Source organism: Shewanella aestuarii, from assembly GCF_011765625.1.
GTDB classification, from domain to species: domain Bacteria; phylum Pseudomonadota; class Gammaproteobacteria; order Enterobacterales; family Shewanellaceae; genus Shewanella; species Shewanella aestuarii_A.
In genome coordinates this window covers 2,805,098-2,823,340 of record NZ_CP050313.1, presented here as the reverse complement: position 1 = coordinate 2,823,340, position 18,243 = coordinate 2,805,098, and the positions used below count along the sequence as shown (strand labels likewise).

The window sequence follows — 18,243 nt, the reverse complement described above, 5'->3', positions numbered from 1 at the left end:
CTGTTTATTAATTAATTACATTGAATTAAAGGTTTATTATGACAACAAATACGATTATGGAACAAGAAGCGCGAACTGCACCGCAAAAAATTGCTGAGCAACTTGCTGCTAACCTAACGGTGACTGAATCTTTAGGCGCTGTTTTACGTGATTTTAAGCCGAAGTTTGTGATGATTGTTGGCCGCGGCTCATCAGACCATGCTGGTGTGTTTGCTAAGTATTTGTTTGAAATTGAAGCGGGTATTCCTACTTTTGCCGCAGCGCCGTCAGTGGCATCTGTTTACGGTAAAACATTGCAGTTAGAAGGCGCGTTAGTGATTGTGATTTCACAATCAGGTCGTAGCCCAGACATTCTTGCACAAGCAAAAATGGCTAAAGAAGCTGGCGCATTTTGTGTAGCCCTAGTCAATGATGAAACTGCGCCCATTAAAGACATTGTTGATGTGATTGTTCCGTTACGTGCTGGCGAAGAAAAAGCGGTTGCTGCCACTAAAAGTTATCTTGCTACCCTATCGGCATTACTGCAAATTGCCGCTAAGTGGACTCAAAATGAATCATTAGAACAAGCTGTTAGCAGCTTACCACAAGCATTACAAACTGCTGTGGATGCTGAACCACAATTAACTGCTGAAGCGCTAGGTGAGGTGAAAAACCTTGTGGTGTTAGGCCGTGGTTTAGGCTATGCCGTATCAAAAGAAATTGCCCTTAAAATGAAAGAGGTTTGCTCAATTCATGCTGAAGCATTCAGTAGCGCAGAATTTTTACATGGCCCAGTAACGCTAGTTGAAAAGAAACTGTCAATTGTTGATGTGTGTATTGGTGATGAGTCTTATGCTAGTCACATTGAGCAGATTGAAAATGTTAAACAGCGTGGCGCAGATTTAGTACATTTAAATCAAACCTCAACCGATATTCATCCGCGTGTAGCACCACTTGCACTTTTACAACGTTTTTATATCGATGTAGCAGCGGTAGCGATTGCGCGTGGTATTAACCCAGATCAACCAGCGGGCTTGAAAAAAGTTACCCAAACCCTGTAGTCCTTGAGTTAACTGTTAAAGAACGAGAATACTATGACACAAACCCTAATCGTTGAGCGTTTATTTGATGGTGAGCAGTTTCATACTGATATGGCTGTCACGATTGAAGCAGGCCAAATCATCGCAGTTGAACATGCAGCCAATTTTGTTGCAAACCCAACGGCTGAAGTGATTAAACTTGCTGGCACCTTAACGCCAGGGTTTGTTGATGTTCAGGTTAACGGCGGCGGTGGGGCATTGTTTAATGCAGATCCTAGTGTTGAATGTATTGAAACTATTGGTCGTGCCCATGCTCAGTTTGGCACCAGTGGTTTTTTACCTACACTAATCACCGATGATGTGGCTGTTATGGCCAAAGCTGCTGATGCAGTTGCTCTGGCCATTTCACAGAAAAAAGCGGGCGTACTAGGGGTTCATTTTGAAGGGCCTCATTTAAGCGTACCTAAAAAGGGCGTTCATCCTCAACAGTTTATTCGTGAGATCTCAGATGCCGAAATGGCGATATTTCGTCGTCAAGATTTAGGGATCAAGGTGGTGACATTAGCACCTGAAAATGTCTCAACAGAGTTGATTAATAGTTTAGTTGAAGCTGGGGTGAAAGTTTGTTTAGGTCATTCCAATGCCGATTACCAAACTGTCGTTGCGGCGCTCAATGCGGGGGCAACCGGTTTTACCCATTTATTTAATGCAATGTCGGCATTGGGCTCGCGCGAGCCGGGGATGGTTGGTGCAGCGCTAGAAAGCCAACAAGCCTGGTGTGGGTTAATTGTTGATGGCCATCATGTTCATTCAGCCGCGGCTAAAATAGCAATTAATGCCAAACCACGAGGTAAAATCATGCTAGTAACCGATGCGATGCCGCCAGTCGGCATGGCTGAAGATGCTAGTTTTGAATTATTTGGTACCCAAGTTATTCGCTCTGGTGATCGCCTGAATGCAACCACAGGTGAGCTAGCAGGGTGCGTATTAGACATGGTTGGCGCAGTAAATAATAGTGTCGCTATGCTGGGTGTCTCACACGATGAGGCAATCAGAATGGCATCACTTTATCCTGCTCAATATCTTGGTTTAGCTGATAAGTTAGGCTTAGTTAAAGTGGGATATCAAGCCGACTTTGTGTTGCTTAATGATGCAAATCAAGTGAGTCACACTTATATTGCTGGCAAGTTGGTTTTTGGTCAGTAATATAGATGGCATAGATTACATATCATTTGGTGTTATCGATATTAACGTGTAAACAATAAGGATATCTATGTCAGTTAATGCGGTAACCGATGTGGATCAGAATCAACAATCTGACACATCACAGCCCAAATCCAAGCAAAGATTAAAATCCTTAGATGCCTTACGCGGCTTTGATATGTTTTGGATTATTGGTGGTGAAGGGTTGTTTGCTGCTTTATTTACCTTAACCGGCTGGGCAGGGTGGCAAGTTGCCAGCGCTCAAATGCAACATAGCCAATGGCATGGTTTTACCTTATACGATTTAATTTTTCCGTTATTTATTTTCCTCTCAGGCGTGGCTTTAGGGCTCTCGCCAAAACGCTTAGATAAACTCCCTTTTGCTATTAGACAACCCATTTATGTTCATGCGCTAAAGCGCTTACTACTACTAATTGCCCTTGGTGTTTTGTATAACCACGGCTGGGGGACAGGTGTACCAGCAGATATAGAGCAGGTTAGGTTTTCCAGTGTATTAGCCCGTATTGGTTTTGCATGGTTTTTTGCGGCTATGCTGGTATGGCATACCCGTTTAGCAACTCAAATTTACACCGCTTTAGCTATTACCGTGATATATGCTGCTATTCAATTATGGCTACCATACCCTAATGGCCAAGCAGGGCTGTTTACCCTTGATGGCAGTATTAATACTTACGTTGATCAACTGCTTCGCCCTGGTATTGCTTATCAACATCGGCCATTAGATCCTGAAGGCGTGTTATCAACCCTACCTGCAGTCGTCAATGCCTTAATAGGCGTATTTGTTGGCCAGTTTATTGTTAAACCACATCACAAGGGACATTGGGCAAAAGTCGTTATTTTGGGATTGGTGGGCTTGATGCTGATTGCGCTTGGTTGGTTACTGAATCCGATAATTCCAATCAATAAAGATTTATGGACTTCAAGTTTTGTGTTAGTTACCTCTGGTTGGAGCTTATGTTTTCTAGCTGTTTTTTACGCCATTATTGACGTGCTTAAATGGCAAAAGTGGTCCTTTGTCTTTGTGGTCATTGGTACCAATGCCATTATTATTTACTTAGGATCTAGCATAGTCGGTTGGGATTATATTACTCAAAGTGTGTTTGGTGGCATTATTCAAGCTTTTCCTAAAGCCGCACAACAGTTGTTAACTGTGATCGGTTTTGTCAGCATTCAGTGGCTTTTGTTGTGGTGGATGTATCGCCGAAAAATATTTATCAGTATTTAATTCTTTTTAAATCAATATAAATACAAGTTGTAACTTTTAACTATAAATGACAGCGTTGTCTTAATGATAAAATTGTTCTACTATCGAAGGTACTTCTTCTGTTGTGACTCAATTCACATCAAGTAGATGAAAACCGCTAAGACAATAATGACAATTAAATAAAAAGAGCAGGTTTATGGAAATGACGACTACACCCTCACAGACACAATCTAAGAGCAGCTTTGTGCCAATGGCCATTGTGGCAATTTTGTTTTTTATTCTTGGTTTTGCGACATGGTTAAATGGCTCGTTAATGCCATACCTCAAGCAAATTTTACAACTTACCCCTTTTCAAGCTTCGCTGATTTTATTCTCGTTTTATATTGCCGTGACCTTTACTGCATTACCCTCAGCTTGGGTTATTCGAAAAGTAGGTTACAAAAACGGTATGGCGTTAGGTATGGGCGTCATGATGATAGCGGGATTATTATTTATTCCTGCTGCGCAAACCCAAATTTTTGTGCTGTTTTTATTAGCGCAATTAGTGATGGGTACCGGACAAACTTTATTACAAACGGCAGTTAACCCATATGTGGTGCGTTTAGGCCCTGAAGAATCAGCTGCGGCACGTGTAAGTGTGATGGGTATATTGAATAAAGGGGCTGGTGTGATTGCGCCTATGGTGTTTACGGCGTTAATTCTAGATAGCTTTAAAGATCGCGTTGGCACTGAATTGACACAAATTCAAATTGATGAAATGGCAAATAGCTTAATTTATCCTTATTTAGGTATGGCTATCTTTATTGGTATTTTAGCCATTGCGGTTAAAAAGTCGCCTTTGCCTGAGTTAGAAAAAGAAGCCGATGCCGATGAGTCTGAAAAAGGTCAAGTGAAACAAGCCTTATCGCACCCTAATCTTGCTTTAGGTGTTGTCGCCCTGTTTGTTTATGTGGCAGTAGAGGTAATTGCAGGTGATACCATTGGTACCTTTGCACTTACTTTAGGTGTGGAAAACTACGGCGTGATGACCTCATACACTATGCTTTGTATGGTATTGGGTTACACCTTAGGTATCATTTGTATTCCACGTTTTATCTCACAGCCTAATGCGTTAATGGTCAGTGCCATTCTTGGTTTAATCTTAACTGCGGGTATTGTGTTTGGTGATAGCCAGTCTTATGTGATTGCCAACGCGATATTAGTGCCATTTGGTGGTGCTCAATTACCTGATACTCTGTTAATGATTGCCTTTTTAGGGTTAGCCAACGCGATTGTATGGCCTGCAGTGTGGCCTCTTGCTTTGTCGGGTATGGGTAAGCTTACAAGCACTGGCTCAGCGTTATTAATTATGGGTATTGCTGGTGGTGCCTTCGGGCCACTATTTTGGGGCTTAACCAGCTCGGCAACCTCGCTAGGTATGCAAGGCGGCTATATGGTGATGTTCCCTTGTTACTTGTTCATTTTGTTTTATGCCGTAAAAGGTTACAAAATGACTAGCTGGAAGTTACGCTAGCTATTTTTAAACAGATATTAATAAAACGAAAGAGCGCTTAGGCGCTCTTTTTGCGTTTAGGTGAAGTGTTACCTTGATGTCATGTGATCAGTCTTGTTTCATGCTGAGCTCTGCATCCATTAGTTTTTTAATCACATTGGGTATTGCGATTTTGGCAACGGGTTGAGCATATGCATCTATCACTTCAGTAATAGGGACTACGCCCTTAGGCCCCAAAAATGTTATTTTTGTTATTCCTACGGCTGTTATTCTGCCGTTTCTTTCAAATTTATGTTCAGTCCAAACCCACTCATCATCCCAATAAATTATCTTTGATTTTAATTGATACTTCTGAAAAATTTTAAGTGGATACCGATACCGGATTGTGGCAACTCTAGCGACAGGTACCCATTTATTTTTTAAAAAAATATTTAACAAACCAGCTTGAAGAATAATATTTATGCGCCCAAGATCCATGATGGGCAGGTATCTATCGCTGCTCATTCTTTTCACATCAACATCATTAAGAAACACCCGAAAGTGCAGGGTGTTTTCATCCATAACGCCGATGAATCGTTTGAAATAATGTGCCAATATCAAATACAAAAAACGAAATCTTAAAACCATTATCTTCCCTTATATATGCGTTATAGCTGATTAGGTGCTTGATTGGTTAAGGTTGAAATGTGTTAAGAGACTTGTACGGCTATCATCATCTCTTATCGCAGCCAGTGTGCCTCATTTAATGCCTGAAGATTGTTGTTTCCCTTACATACGTTAAACGATTAACCACATTTGCTGTGATAGTGATGTTAATCTGAAAAAAACGAACATTCTGGCTTACGAGAATACCTGATAACAATGTTAGATTATTATGATTGTAGAATAACTACCTATTAAAAGTCTGCCTTGCTACACCTGCATTTACCTACACTATCTCAGCTCACATTATTCTTGTGATTAATGGTATTAATCATGATAAGTGTTTGTGAACTTTAACAATATACGCATTTTGTGCGGGTGACTAGTTTTAATGGCAGCGTCACTTGATACCAAGATTATGCTGATTGAGGATCTTGGAGTTATTGATGGGGGCGGTAACTATGATAGCCACAAATTACAGATACAAAAAAGCCACTCAGCGAGTGGCTTTTTTGTTTTTATGGTGCCGGCACCAAGAGTCGAACTCGGGACCTACTGATTACAAGTCAGTTGCTCTACCAACTGAGCTATGCCGGCTAAAAATGGTGCCCGAACCCGGAATCGAACCAGGGACACGAGGATTTTCAATCCTCTGCTCTACCGACTGAGCTATTCGGGCGACTAACTTATCGTTAGCTTAAAACTCACAAAAAAACCACTCATAGAGTGGTTTCTCTGAATATGGTGCCGGCACCAAGAGTCGAACTCGGGACCTACTGATTACAAGTCAGTTGCTCTACCAACTGAGCTATGCCGGCTAAATATGGTGCCCGAACCCGGAATCGAACCAGGGACACGAGGATTTTCAATCCTCTGCTCTACCGACTGAGCTATTCGGGCAATTAAACTAAGCGTTTAATCATCTACTTCATTTGAAACTGTCTTACTATGTAAGGCCTGTCTCGTTTGGAGTGCGCACATAATATAGGGATGATTTTTATCGTGCAAGTGCTTTTTTAAACTTTTTATTTATTCGCTCACATTGCGTTCAATCTGGCGATTTTTCAGCTAATGAGCAGCTTGCTTTACCTGTGTTGATTATGAGCATTGGGTCAGCTATCACGAATGGTTTTATTCCTTATCACTTTGCTTAAGCTTAAGATAGTTGCAAATGCTTCTAATTTATCGAAAGGTTTTGGCGATATTTACACGTATTAAGTTAAATAAATAGTAATTAGAATGTTGTTAATGAAATCAACTTGGCTGTTAAATATTAAAGGATGTATATGCTGCGTAATTCTCAAAGCCGTTATGGACTGGTCACTATTTTAATTCACTGGCTATCTGCATTTGCCGTGTTAGGTTTATTTGCACTGGGGTTTTGGATGGTTGATTTGACCTATTACAGCAGTTGGTACAGAACTGCACCGCATATTCATAAAAGTATCGGTATTTTATTACTGATTTTAACCGGCTTTCGTATTTTGTGGCGCTTGATGTCGGTAAAACCCGACGCAATAAAAAGTCATAAATCGTGGGAGAAGCAATCGGCACATTGGGCTCACCGACTCATCTACACATTATTAGTGGCAATTATGGTGTCAGGTATTTTGATATCCACAGCCGATGGCCGCTCTATTGAAGTATTTGATTGGTTTGCTGTGCCTGGTTTTGGTGAGTTATTTAACAATCAAGCGGATTTAGCAGGTTTGTTCCATCAATATGCAGCTTATAGCTTAATTGCACTAGTGGTTATTCACGCTTTCGGCGCAATCAAGCATCACATTATAGATAAAGACAACACATTAACTCGCATCTTGTGGGTTAAAAAATAATTAAACGTAAATAGGAAGGAAATACCAATGAAGAAACACTTAATCGCCGCAGCATTTAGCACTGCAATGTTAGCACCAGCGTTTGTTACCACATCAGTTAATGCCGCTGATTATGTTATTGATACTCAAGGGGCTCATGCTTCAATCAACTTTAAAGTTAACCATCTAGGTTATAGCTTTGTGGTAGGGCGCTTTAATGATTTTTCAGGTGATTTTAGCTTTGATGCGAACAAGTTAGCTGACGCTAAAGTGAATGTGACCATTAACACTAATAGTGTTGATTCAAACCATGCTGAGCGTGATAAGCATTTACGTAGCCCAGACTTTTTAAACACAGGTAAATACCCTCAAGCAAGCTTCACATCAACTTCTGTAGAAGATAAGGGTGATGGCAAGTTTGTGTTAAACGGTGATTTTACTTTTAATGGCGTAACTAAGCCGTTAGCGATAGATGCAGTTGTGATTGGTGAAGGCAATGATCCTTGGGGTTCTTACCGTGCGGGCTTTACCGGTAGTACTCGCTTTAAAATGAAAGATTTTGGTGTACAAATGGATTTAGGCCCAGCATCAGCTTATGTTGATCTTGATTTAGTCGTAGAAGGCATTAAAAAGTAAGCTTAATTCTTAAGCTTCAATGACGAATAAAAAGCCGTGTCAGTCAGTACTGTCACGGCTTTTTGTTTACTTATTTATAATAAATAAGTAACTGAATTGATTACTTTACTAATTTGATTTTGCCAAATACATCGGCAGTTTTATAGCCTAGATTTTTATCGCCATTAATAGGGCGAATATTGTGTGAGCCAACAAAGCTTTCACGTTGTTTTGAGAAGTCGTTATCGCAATAAGCCAACATAAACCCCATGATGTCGTTTGCGGCTAATACTATAGGCTTCACTTGTTTTGGGTGGTCGCTGGCTAGGTTGTCGTTATAAGTTGCTGGGTAGATGTTAATTGCTAATTCCCAGTAGATCACTTTAGGGTTTGATTCATCTCGCATCCAGCGACTTTGCAGGTGTTGATTAAAGGTCATGGCAGTTTGATTACTACCGTAATCAGCCACTTGATTGTCTATCGCAACATGATAAGCAAACGCATTATGATTAAACTGATGTTCGCCACCAGACGCATCTTGGTCAATAAATACCTCTAAACAATCATCATCCCAATAGCGAACTGTGGGGTCAGCTGTTTGATCTAATATCACATCGTCAATTATTTCAGCTAGCAGATAGAGTTTGTCTTCCCGCCAGAGCAGTTTATAGCGCCCGCTAAAATCTTCTGCTGTTGGCGCTACCCCCAATATCAGTTTATCAAGTGGTTGCCATTGAGCCTGTTGCCATATTGGGTCAACTTTACCATCGATGACAATAGAGCTTGATGTATAAGTCACTGGCAATGGAGCTGGTGAAGCTAAGTCTGGTTCTAGGCTGGTTTTGGCTAAACATGACCCTGTTAATAAAGTGAATAAAAGCGCCATTGTGGTGATGCGTGTTACTGACGCCTTAGTGCTTTTAATAGAAGTTATTGTCATCCTTAATTACCTTTAATATTGCAAAAATATAACGCAGGCGACTACATATCCAATGCGTCTTTACTATAGAGAGCCTGTTACATCGCAAACTTAACGCTTAGCTGATAGTGTTGTCCGGCTTGAATGTTCTCAATGCAATTACCAGATAGTAATTGGCCATCCTACCATACTTCAAGCTTAGCAATTTCATGATGCTTGGTCATACTTATTGCAAAAGTCGCCCTTCTAAATCGTCTCGTGACTTGCAGAGATTGCTAATGCTTTGGCAATTTAGGGGAGATAACTGAACCTTTGCTACAACCTTTTAAGTCGCACAGTTCTAAAATCACACAGCGGGAAAACCATGCCACTGTGGCCGTATTAAATAGTTGGCTAGATTTACCGGCAGTATCAGGGAATTGAAAATAAGTACCGCGATAATAATTAGGAATAAACACATGTAATTGACCATGTTTAATAGAATGTCCTTTATTACGCGAGAAATACTGTTCTTTTAGGTCGGGGAGAATGTCAAGGACTCGAATCACTTGGGCGTGGTGGCCAGTTGCAAACATATCGTGGCTATTGATATTAATGCGAACAGCGGGTTTGGTTTGCCTATAACTGTGTTCGACTACAATATTGTTGACGAGCAAGTACAAGGGCGAGCAGGTGATTTACCGTATAGCGAAAAAGAAGTTTAAACGGGAATTAAAACCCGTTTAAACAATCGTATTTCAAAACCTAGTGAACTAATATTTTCAAAATCAAACGAACGCTAACTTTCAAAACTAAACGCCACCATTTTCAAACCAAGCGGCGCGCTTCAGTAAATAGGCTTTTAAAAAATGCTTCTAGCAAGGGGAAAACTACAGCAGGTTACTCTTCGCTTGGCGGCACATAGCCTTCAATTTCAACGTCTTTACCTTCAAATAAAAAGTTAACCATTTGCTCTTCTAAAAACTTACGGTCATCCACATTCATCATATTGAGCTTTTTCTCATTGATTAACATGGTTTGCTTTTTTTGCCATAAGCCCCAAGCTTCTTTACTGATATTGTCAAAAATACGCTTACCAAGATCACCAGGATAAAGCTGTAAATCTAAGCCATCAGCAGACTTGTTTAAATGTACACAATTAACTGTGCGAGCCATGTTTACTCCTTAACGTATTATGAGATCAGCTTAAATCGGATTGATTAATGCTGGCAGCAAGATTGGCTAAAATCTTTTCGGTTGCTGCAGCCAATCCTACTTTGGCTGGATGTTTGATGTTATACCAGAGTCGCGGCGTTTGTTCCATGACACAGCTTGAATCAAGTACGTTACTGCTGGCATTTTGTGCGTTTAGTTCAATAAGCACGGGTTGAATATCAAGATGAAAATGACTAAATGTATGCCTAAATCCTGCTAGCTCTATGTCTGATTGTTTAAGTCCTGTTTGATGTAAATATTGTTGCAACAAGGCTTGGTTATCAAATTGTGGAAAACACCACAACCCACCCCAAATGCCTGCTGGTGGACGTTGTATTAGCTGAACTTGGTTATCGCTATCGAGTATGACCAACATCCACGCTTGTTTCTCGGGAATGGTTTTTTTGGGCTTTTTTCCGGGGTAATCTGTTTGTCTCCCCGACAGTTGGCCTTGGCAGTCAATTGCTACAGGGCAAGAGGCACAATTAGGTTTGCTCCTGGTACAAATGGTTGCGCCCATGTCCATCATGGCTTGGTTGTATTTTTGTACATCTTGTTTAGGTGTTAACTCATTGGTTAATTGCCACAGTTGCTGCTCAACGGCTTTTTGGCCGGGCCAACCATCAATAGCACCATGGCGGGCTAAAACCCGTTTCACGTTACCATCCAAAATCGCATGATGTTGACCAAGAGATAAGGATAAAACCGCACCAGCCGTCGAGCGGCCAATACCAGGCAGTGCCAGTACTTGATCAAAATCAGTTGGAAAATCGCCGTTATATTCCTCACGAATTTGAATTGCCGCTTTGTGAAGGTTTCTTGCTCTGGCGTAATAACCAAGCCCAGTCCACAAATGCAGTACTTCATCTTGTGGTGCGTTGGCTAAATCTACCACGGTTGGAAAGCGTTCAATGAACTTGTAGTAATAAGGGATAACGGTAGCAACTTGAGTTTGTTGCAGCATTATTTCACTTATCCAAACTCGATAAGGTGTTTTATCTATTTGCCACGGTAATGACTTACGACCATGGTTATCGTACCAAGCGATAATGCGCTCAGCGAAAGAGGATATTGTTTTCATCGGCGCAGTGTAGCGATAGCTAATTAATCAGACAAGGTTTTAATAAACAACTTGTCACAGATTAGGTATACTAGAGGGCTGAAAATAAATTTTTAAGATTAACGATTACAGCGGCGAGTGAAAACTTGAAAACTGATTGTAATTAAAGAGGCAGAAATGAGCGACGTTACTACCGCTGAATTTAATGAAGAAGGTAAATACCTTCGTAAGATCAGAAGCTTTGTATTACGTGAGGGCCGATTAACCAAAGGCCAACAACAAGCTATTGAATCTTATTGGCCAACAATGGGCCTTGACTATAGCCCTGAAAATATTGATTTAACAAAGGTATTTGGCCGTGATGCGGATACCGTGCTAGAAATTGGTTTTGGTATGGGGGCATCCTTGGTGCAAATGGCGCAAGCAGCCCCTGATGTAAACTATATTGGTATTGAAGTTCATAAGCCGGGTATTGGCACATGTTTATCTGATGCTGGTGCGGCGGGTATCACTAATTTACGTGTTTATCATCATGATGCGATGGAAGTGTTAGAGCACAGTATTGCTGATGGTTCATTGGCGCGCGTTCAGCTATTTTTTCCTGATCCTTGGCACAAAAAACGTCACCATAAGCGCCGTATTGTTCAGCCAGAATTTGCTCAGTTAATTCGACGTAAGCTTAAAGTTGGTGGTGTATTCCACATGGCGACCGACTGGGAAAATTATAGTGAGCACATGCTAGAAGTGATGAGTGCAGCGCAGGGCTATAAAAATCTATCTACTACTGGTACGGTAGTTGAAAGACCCGAATATCGTCCATTAACTAAGTTTGAAGCCCGTGGACATCGTTTAGGGCATGGTGTTTGGGACATTATGTTCGAGCGCACAGAATAATAAAATACAACTGTTTTAAAATAAGTCATTAAGTCACTAGGAGACATATCATGGCAAAAGAACGCAGCCGTCGTTTACGTAAAAAATTACGTGTAGATGAGTTTCAAGAGTTAGGCTTTGATGTTCAATGGACATTTGAAGATTCAGTATCTGAAGCGGATATTGATGCAATTGTTGATCAATTTATTGATGAAGTTATTGAACCTCGTCTAATCGGTTTCCATGGCGGCGGGCATAAAGAGTGGCAAGGCATTATTGCTACACAAAAAATTGGTAAGTGTACCGACGAAGATATCGCTGCAGTTAAAGCATTTTGGCAAGGTAAGCCTGTTAAAGATGTTAAAACCACAGAGTTATACGATATTTGGTGGGGTTAATAACAATTGCTAACAACAGCATTGTTACAAGAAGCGGTCGACATAGTTCGGCCGCTTTTAGGTCAGGGCAAAGTTGCAGACTATATTCCTGCCCTAGCTAATATTGATAGCTCTAAGCTTGCTATTGCGGTGACAACGGTAGATGGTACAACCATTGGTGCAGGTGATTATCTTGAGCCATTCTCTATCCAAAGTATTTCTAAAGTTTTTAGCCTAACATTGGCGTTAAATCTTTATCGAGAAGATGAGATTTGGAGTCGAGTCGGAAAAGAACCCTCAGGTCACTCTTTTAATTCACTTGTTCAAGTTGAGCTTGAGCGCGGTAAACCACGAAACCCCTTTATTAATGCCGGCGCATTAATTATTGCCGACTTACTTTATGCCCGAAGCGGTGCCCCCAAACAGCGAATGCTAGAAGTGGTTCGAAAACTCAGCCTTAACCCTCATATTAGTTACGACAAACAAGTGGCTGATTCTGAATTTGCCTTTAGCGCGCGTAATGCTGCAATTGCTTATTTAATGAAATCATTTGGCAACTTTAATGGTGACGTTGAGAAGGTGCTTAAAACTTACTTTCATTATTGTGCATTAAAGATGAACTGTGCTGATTTGTCCAAGGCCATGCTGTATTTAGCGAATCGTGGCAAAACCTTAGCTGGTGAGCAGTTAGTTTCTGCGGTACAAACTCGTCAATTAAATGCTTTGCTGGCTACCTCAGGTTTATATGACGGTGCAGGGGAGTTTGCATATCGAGTGGGCATGCCGGGCAAAAGTGGCGTTGGCGGAGGGATTATTGCCGTTATTCCTGGCGATATGTCTATTTGTGTATGGTCGCCTGAATTAGACTCAAATGGCAACTCGCTTGCGGGAACCGCCATGCTTGAGCACCTTTGTCAGCAACTCGGACGGTCAATTTTTTAACCTCTGTTGCGCCTTTCTTACTTCTTCTGTTAGTAAAATAAACCAATTAGTGGTTTATTTTACTATTTTGCTTTTCTATCAATTAATTTCAATAAAATAAAAATGCTATTATCATTATGATTTTAAATGATTTATTAAAGTTGGCATGCACTGTGCTCTGTAGTGTCTATCAATGAGTTAGTAATACTCAGTCATACAAACCGTGTTTAAAAAGGATTTATCTGATGACTTATAAAACGACTACAACACAGAAATTACTTAGCGGTATTGCATTATCAGGGATAGTGTTTGCTGCCGGAGCATTAACTCCAGCAACGGCTAAAATGTCATTTAATGATCAAAGTTGTAATGTCACCCTCAACTACGATGTGACGGTTGAGCCAAAATCATTGAAGGTGAGCGAAAATGGTGATGAGAAATATCGCATTGAAATGGGCAAGTTATTTGTTGAAGGCAAGCAAGTTGCGTTAACTGCTGAACAACAAGCGCTATTAACCCAATATACTGATGAAGTTTCACGTCAAGTCCCTGAAGTGATCGACTTAGTGGGCGATGTTGTCGGGATGGCAACTCAAGCGGTATCGATGGCATTAACGCCTTTATTTGGGGATTCTGCAGGCTCTCAAATAGATAAGTTAATGGCGGCTATTCAACAGCGAGTTGACTCTATGGCTTATCAGCAGGGCGATTTATTTTATCTAGGTTCTACAGAGTCATCTCTTGAGGAAACCTTCAATGAAGAGTTTGAGCAAGAGATGGAACAGATGATCAGCAACTCTTTAGGCTCAATTATGATGACCATGGGTAGCCATATCATGTCGTCAGAAGGCGGATCATTTGAAGATAAAATGAATGCATTTGCTAGTAAGATGGAAAATGTGGGTAAAGACATTGAGCTGCAAATGGAGTCTCAATCACAAGAAATTGAATCTCGGGCTATCGAAATATGTGGTGATTTTGAGCAGTTGATGGTTTTAGAGAACAAAGTAAGACAACAAATTCCACAAATTGCACCTTACGCGTTAGCAAATATTAAAGATAAGCCCCTTACTGAATAAAACGTTTTATTGTGTGTCACCTGACCTTCCCCTGCAATACCTATGTTGCAGGGGCTTTTTGTTGCCTATCTCTCATTCCTTGCGACCATTGTTGCAAACGTCAGTATTTGATGCCAAGTTTGTTCTGATAAAAAAATTGTCAATTATAAATATAGAGCTATATGACATTTTTTTGTTATACTCATAAAAATTATAAGAAAATTACATTTAATTCTAAATTTAGATACTTTTCGGATAATTAGCGTAATTTTGCTACATAAATTGATAATTCAAGCTGATGTGTTGTTTTATTAATTAACCGCACGGTATAAAGTTGACAAAATTGTACAGTGTAAAGTAGCAATGACTTTGCCGAAAATCGTTTTCAATGTCGTAAACAGCTTAAGGCGACTTTCATGTTAGAACTGTTAGAACCAATAGCCATTTTTACCCATGTAGCTCGCGCGGGTAGTTTCAGCGCTGCAGCAAGACGTCTTGGTATTTCCAAGTCAAAAGTGAGTACTCAGGTTGCTGATCTAGAACACAAACTAGGTGTACAGCTTATTCAGAGAACAACTCGAAGCCTCAGTTTGACAGAAGCGGGCAACCTGCTTTATTTGCAAGGTGAAGAGTTGTTAAGGGATGCAGAGCAAGCCGTAGCCAGCGTGCACAACCTTAATGACGCAACTCGTGGTGTGCTCAAAGTGGGTATATCACAGTCATTTGGTACTATGCATCTTATTCCTGCTTTGCCAGACTTTATGGCTAAACACCCTGAGTTAGAACTTCAGGTGAGTTTGCTTGATCATAAAGTGGATGTGGTCAGCGAAGGTTTAGACTTATTGCTTACTATGTCTGAGCAATTACCTTTAGGTATGGTTGCTCGTCCTTTAATGAAATGCCAATTTTTACTGGTGGCGGCTCCATCATATATTGCTCAACGTGGCAATATTTCCCGTCCTGAACAGCTAGTAGAGCATAACTGTTTAGTTTATCAGGGTGAATGGCATGAACACAGTATGTGGCAGTTTAAGAAAGGCGAGGATTACTGCGAAATTGGTGTTTCAGGTAACTTCCGTGTAGATAATGCGCCTGCATTAAAATCAGCCGCGGTAAGTGGTTTAGGTATCGCCTACCTTGCAAGTTATTTGCTAGAGGATGAGATTGAGCAGGGGACTTTAGTGCCATTGTTGCCTGATTGGCAGTTAACGAATAACTTGCCATTACAAGCAGTCTATCCGCGTCGTAAGCATTTAGCACCTAAAGTCAGTGCCTTTATTGAGTTCATCAAGGGTCATATTGGTACATCACCATACTGGGATGCTAAGTTCGAACATTTATACAAATTACGCAAGTAATTACGATTGATTATTAAGTAATCAGATAGAATATTGGAAACATTGTTCTGTATTTAAAATAAAGCCGCATTTAACCCTGCGGCTTTTTTATTAGTTGTTTTTTATCAGTGGTTTAGTTGTGTTGATGTTAAGTTAAGCTGAAGCTAAATAACAATGGCTTAGCATTTTTTTTACAGCAGTGTATTGAAGTCTGTTCTGTTATCAATACAATGGATGACAGTGGATTCGAAATGATTTGAACCTAGCATGTTAACAAGAAATGACCCCTTCTTATTGATGTGTGCAAATCAGCAACTTCGCAAGTTTTGAATCTCGGCTGGCAGAAGTTTTCAAACTAAAACAATGTCAGCTTTCAAACCATCATCCTAGTTTATTTGGTTTACCCCAGACTTTGTCTGGGGTTATTTTTTTGTGCTGAAAGGATAAGTAACAGCAGCCATCAGGCTGCCGTTTTGTTATTTCACGCTGGTAATCCATTGCTGTACTTTGGTTTCAAGAACGTCTAGTGGCAATGGTCCATTTTTAAGCAGTAAGGTGTGAAAATCGCGAATGTCGAACTTATCGCCTAATTGCGTTTTCGCGTATTCACGTAGCTCAAGTATCTTGATCATTCCCACTTTGTAAGCCGTTGCTTGTGACGGCATAACCACATGACGCTCGACCATTTTTATTGCGTCAGATTCAGCATTAGGTGTGTTTTCTACGTAATAGGCAATGCCTTGTTCACGAGTCCACTTTTTAGTATGAATACCGGTATCAACCACTAAACGGCAAGCACGCCACAACTCCATTGCCAGACGACCAAAATCTGAGTACGGATCTGCATATAATCCCATCTCTTTCGGGAAATATTCAGTATATAAACCCCAACCTTCAACATACGCAGTATAGCCACCAAATTTACGGAATTTGGGGATACCTTGTAATTCTTGTGCTATGGCAATTTGCATGTGATGACCTGGGATCCCTTCATGATACGCCAAAGCTTCCATTTGATATTTTGGCATGGCATCCATTTGATAAAGGTTAGCGTAATAGGTACCAGGACGAGATCCATCTGGCGCCGGTTGATCATAAAATGCTTTTCCTGCTGATTTTTCTCTAAAGGCTTCAACCTGACGTACCACTAAATTGGCTTTAGGTTTGATTTTAAATACTTCATCTAAACGAGACTCCATATTGTCAATTAATGCTTTCGCTTCAGTTAAATAGGCTTGTCGACCTTCGTCAGTATCGGGATAGTAAAACTGTTTATCGTCACGCATGAAGGCAAAGAACTCTTGTAAACTACCTTCAAAATTCACTTTTTGCATAATTTGGCTCATTTCGTTATGAATGCGAGCCACTTCAGATAAGCCAAGTTGGTGAATTTGCTCTGACGTCATGGCTGTTGTGGTGGTTCTGGCTAACGCATTATTATAAAACGCATCGCCATCTGGGAGTTTCCAAGCGCCATCTCGGTTATCAGCTAATTCTTCTAGGCTTTTGGTGTATCTGATCAAGCTTTCATAGCCCGGCTTAACACTGTTAAGTAGGGCTGATTTTGCCTCAGCTAATAGCTGGTTTTTCTCATCTTCAGTAATCGCTAATTGCGTTACTTTGCGCTGAAAGTCTGCCCATAAAGCACTGTCTTCGCTATTATCAAAAGGCGCGCCAGTGATGATATTTTGACTATCCGATATGACGTAAGGAAATACAAATTTGGGGGCAATAATCTTTTTTTCTGCACGAAGGGCTAATTCAGCCTCTAATTGAGCAAGTAACGGCTTAATACCTTCTAAACGGCTGATATAAGCTTTGGCATCGCTAATGTCAGTAATTTGATGCTGGTTTATTAGAAATGAGGCCACCATTGAATGTATGCCGTACATTTGGTTAATAGGGTAAGTATGGTAACGCCATTTATCATCTGCGATGCTTTGTTCTAAACGTGCTTTAAGCAACTGATAACTTAATAGGCTTTGCTCATCTAATTGAGTGACATCTAAGGTTAATAGTTTAGCTAGGTGGGCTTTAGTCATGGCAAGGTTATCATCTAAACCTTTATCTGAAATATCGCTCCATTTGTCGTAGTCTTTTTTTATCCCTAAATAGGTTTGGTTCACTGGGCTCGCCATCACGTTTTCCATGAAAATCGCGTCAAACAGTGCATTGGCTTTCTCTGATTCAGTTTGTGCCTGTGTGCCCACAGTTGTGCTAGAGCTTTGGCTAGAGGTTTGGCTGTTATCAGACATCGAGTTTGCATGGGCATAGGTTGCGCCCGATATGAGGCTAGACAGCGTTAACGCTAGAAGAGTTGTTTTTGTTTTTATTAACATTACACACATTCCAATCAGATTTGCAAAAACGCTATCCTAATAAAGCTGAACTGAAAAGTGTGAATAGAAATGTTAGCAATTGTTTCGCAACCTAGTTTTAGGTGGGTATTGACCTTAAAGCTTGAGCGATGGTGAAGGTTTTTTACTAAACCAAA

17 protein-coding genes and 4 tRNA genes are annotated in these 18,243 nt (G+C 40.6%); 11 read left to right on the top strand and 10 right to left on the bottom strand.

Annotated features, from left to right (window positions below):
- Positions 1-38: 38 nt before the first annotated feature.
- The 4 genes from nagB-II to nagP all read left to right on the top strand — a co-directional run bounded on the left by nagB-II (position 39) and on the right by nagP (position 4,960).
- The gene (nagB-II, locus tag HBH39_RS12405; RefSeq protein WP_167678718.1) at positions 39-1,040 is read left to right on the top strand and encodes a glucosamine-6-phosphate deaminase NagB-II; all 1,002 of its coding nucleotides are present in this window, start codon (positions 39-41) and stop codon (positions 1,038-1,040) included.
- A 33-nt stretch (positions 1,041-1,073) separates the two neighbouring features.
- Positions 1,074-2,225 carry an N-acetylglucosamine-6-phosphate deacetylase gene (gene nagA, locus HBH39_RS12400; RefSeq protein ID WP_167678716.1) on the top strand — a complete coding sequence of 384 codons (1,152 nt, stop codon included), beginning with the start codon at positions 1,074-1,076 and terminating at the stop codon, positions 2,223-2,225.
- 67 nt (positions 2,226-2,292) lie between these two features.
- The gene (gene nagX / locus HBH39_RS12395; protein WP_167678714.1) at positions 2,293-3,468 is read left to right on the top strand and encodes a transmembrane glucosamine N-acetyltransferase NagX; all 1,176 of its coding nucleotides are present in this window, start codon (positions 2,293-2,295) and stop codon (positions 3,466-3,468) included.
- Positions 3,469-3,649: 181 nt separating this feature from the next.
- A complete protein-coding gene (gene nagP / locus HBH39_RS12390) occupies positions 3,650-4,960 on the top strand; it encodes an N-acetylglucosamine MFS transporter NagP (protein ID WP_432280156.1) in 1,311 nt (436 codons plus the stop codon).
- Positions 4,961-5,047: 87 nt separating this feature from the next.
- Here nagP and HBH39_RS12385 read toward each other — a convergent pair whose 3' ends face one another.
- The 5 genes from HBH39_RS12385 to HBH39_RS12365 all read right to left on the bottom strand — a co-directional run bounded on the left by HBH39_RS12385 (position 5,048) and on the right by HBH39_RS12365 (position 6,481).
- Positions 5,048-5,566 (bottom strand): thioesterase family protein, encoded by a 519-nt coding sequence (locus tag HBH39_RS12385; RefSeq protein ID WP_167678710.1) that lies wholly within the window; start codon positions 5,564-5,566, stop codon positions 5,048-5,050.
- A gap of 536 nt (positions 5,567-6,102) precedes the next feature.
- Positions 6,103-6,178 (bottom strand) — tRNA-Thr (locus HBH39_RS12380).
- Between the two features lie 6 nt (positions 6,179-6,184).
- A tRNA-Phe gene (locus tag HBH39_RS12375) sits at positions 6,185-6,260 on the bottom strand.
- Between the two features lie 63 nt (positions 6,261-6,323).
- A tRNA-Thr gene (locus HBH39_RS12370) sits at positions 6,324-6,399 on the bottom strand.
- Between the two features lie 6 nt (positions 6,400-6,405).
- A tRNA-Phe gene (locus HBH39_RS12365) sits at positions 6,406-6,481 on the bottom strand.
- A 386-nt stretch (positions 6,482-6,867) separates the two neighbouring features.
- On the opposite strand from HBH39_RS12365, the gene HBH39_RS12360 reads away from it, so the two are divergent.
- Both HBH39_RS12360 and HBH39_RS12355 read left to right on the top strand, forming a co-directional pair.
- A complete protein-coding gene (locus HBH39_RS12360; protein ID WP_167678709.1) occupies positions 6,868-7,416 on the top strand; it encodes a cytochrome b in 549 nt (182 codons plus the stop codon).
- Positions 7,417-7,443: 27 nt separating this feature from the next.
- Positions 7,444-8,031: a YceI family protein gene (locus HBH39_RS12355; protein ID WP_167678707.1), complete on the top strand. Its 588-nt coding sequence runs from the start codon at positions 7,444-7,446 to the stop codon at positions 8,029-8,031.
- Positions 8,032-8,131: 100 nt separating this feature from the next.
- On the opposite strand, the gene HBH39_RS12350 is transcribed toward HBH39_RS12355, so the two are convergent.
- The 4 genes from HBH39_RS12350 to mutY all read right to left on the bottom strand — a co-directional run bounded on the left by HBH39_RS12350 (position 8,132) and on the right by mutY (position 11,204).
- Positions 8,132-8,950, bottom strand: a complete 819-nt coding sequence (locus tag HBH39_RS12350; RefSeq protein WP_244325649.1) for a CBM9 family sugar-binding protein — start codon at positions 8,948-8,950, stop codon at positions 8,132-8,134.
- 254 nt (positions 8,951-9,204) lie between these two features.
- Positions 9,205-9,504, bottom strand: coding sequence for a hypothetical protein (locus tag HBH39_RS12345; RefSeq protein WP_167678705.1), 300 nt, complete (start codon positions 9,502-9,504; stop codon positions 9,205-9,207).
- 304 nt (positions 9,505-9,808) lie between these two features.
- Positions 9,809-10,084 carry an oxidative damage protection protein gene (locus tag HBH39_RS12340; RefSeq protein ID WP_167678703.1) on the bottom strand — a complete coding sequence of 92 codons (276 nt, stop codon included), beginning with the start codon at positions 10,082-10,084 and terminating at the stop codon, positions 9,809-9,811.
- A 25-nt stretch (positions 10,085-10,109) separates the two neighbouring features.
- Positions 10,110-11,204 (bottom strand): A/G-specific adenine glycosylase, encoded by a 1,095-nt coding sequence (gene mutY, locus HBH39_RS12335; protein WP_167678701.1) that lies wholly within the window; start codon positions 11,202-11,204, stop codon positions 10,110-10,112.
- 156 nt (positions 11,205-11,360) lie between these two features.
- Between mutY and trmB the strand changes: the two genes are divergently transcribed.
- From trmB to HBH39_RS12310, 5 genes are all read left to right on the top strand, one after another.
- Entirely contained in the window at positions 11,361-12,077 is a 717-nt protein-coding gene (trmB, locus tag HBH39_RS12330; RefSeq protein WP_167678699.1) for a tRNA (guanosine(46)-N7)-methyltransferase TrmB, read from the top strand.
- Positions 12,078-12,127: 50 nt separating this feature from the next.
- A complete protein-coding gene (locus HBH39_RS12325; RefSeq protein WP_167678696.1) occupies positions 12,128-12,454 on the top strand; it encodes a 50S ribosome-binding protein YggL in 327 nt (108 codons plus the stop codon).
- Between the two features lie 6 nt (positions 12,455-12,460).
- The gene (glsB, locus tag HBH39_RS12320; protein ID WP_167678694.1) at positions 12,461-13,375 is read left to right on the top strand and encodes a glutaminase B; all 915 of its coding nucleotides are present in this window, start codon (positions 12,461-12,463) and stop codon (positions 13,373-13,375) included.
- Between the two features lie 224 nt (positions 13,376-13,599).
- Complete coding sequence (locus tag HBH39_RS12315) at positions 13,600-14,433, top strand: YggN family protein (RefSeq protein ID WP_167678692.1); 834 nt, start codon at positions 13,600-13,602, stop codon at positions 14,431-14,433.
- 395 nt (positions 14,434-14,828) lie between these two features.
- Positions 14,829-15,770, top strand: a complete 942-nt coding sequence (locus tag HBH39_RS12310; RefSeq protein WP_167678690.1) for a LysR family transcriptional regulator — start codon at positions 14,829-14,831, stop codon at positions 15,768-15,770.
- A 455-nt stretch (positions 15,771-16,225) separates the two neighbouring features.
- Here HBH39_RS12310 and HBH39_RS12305 read toward each other — a convergent pair whose 3' ends face one another.
- Positions 16,226-18,088, bottom strand: a complete 1,863-nt coding sequence (locus tag HBH39_RS12305) for a DUF885 domain-containing protein (protein ID WP_167678688.1) — start codon at positions 18,086-18,088, stop codon at positions 16,226-16,228.
- Between the last annotated feature and the right edge of the window lie 155 nt (positions 18,089-18,243).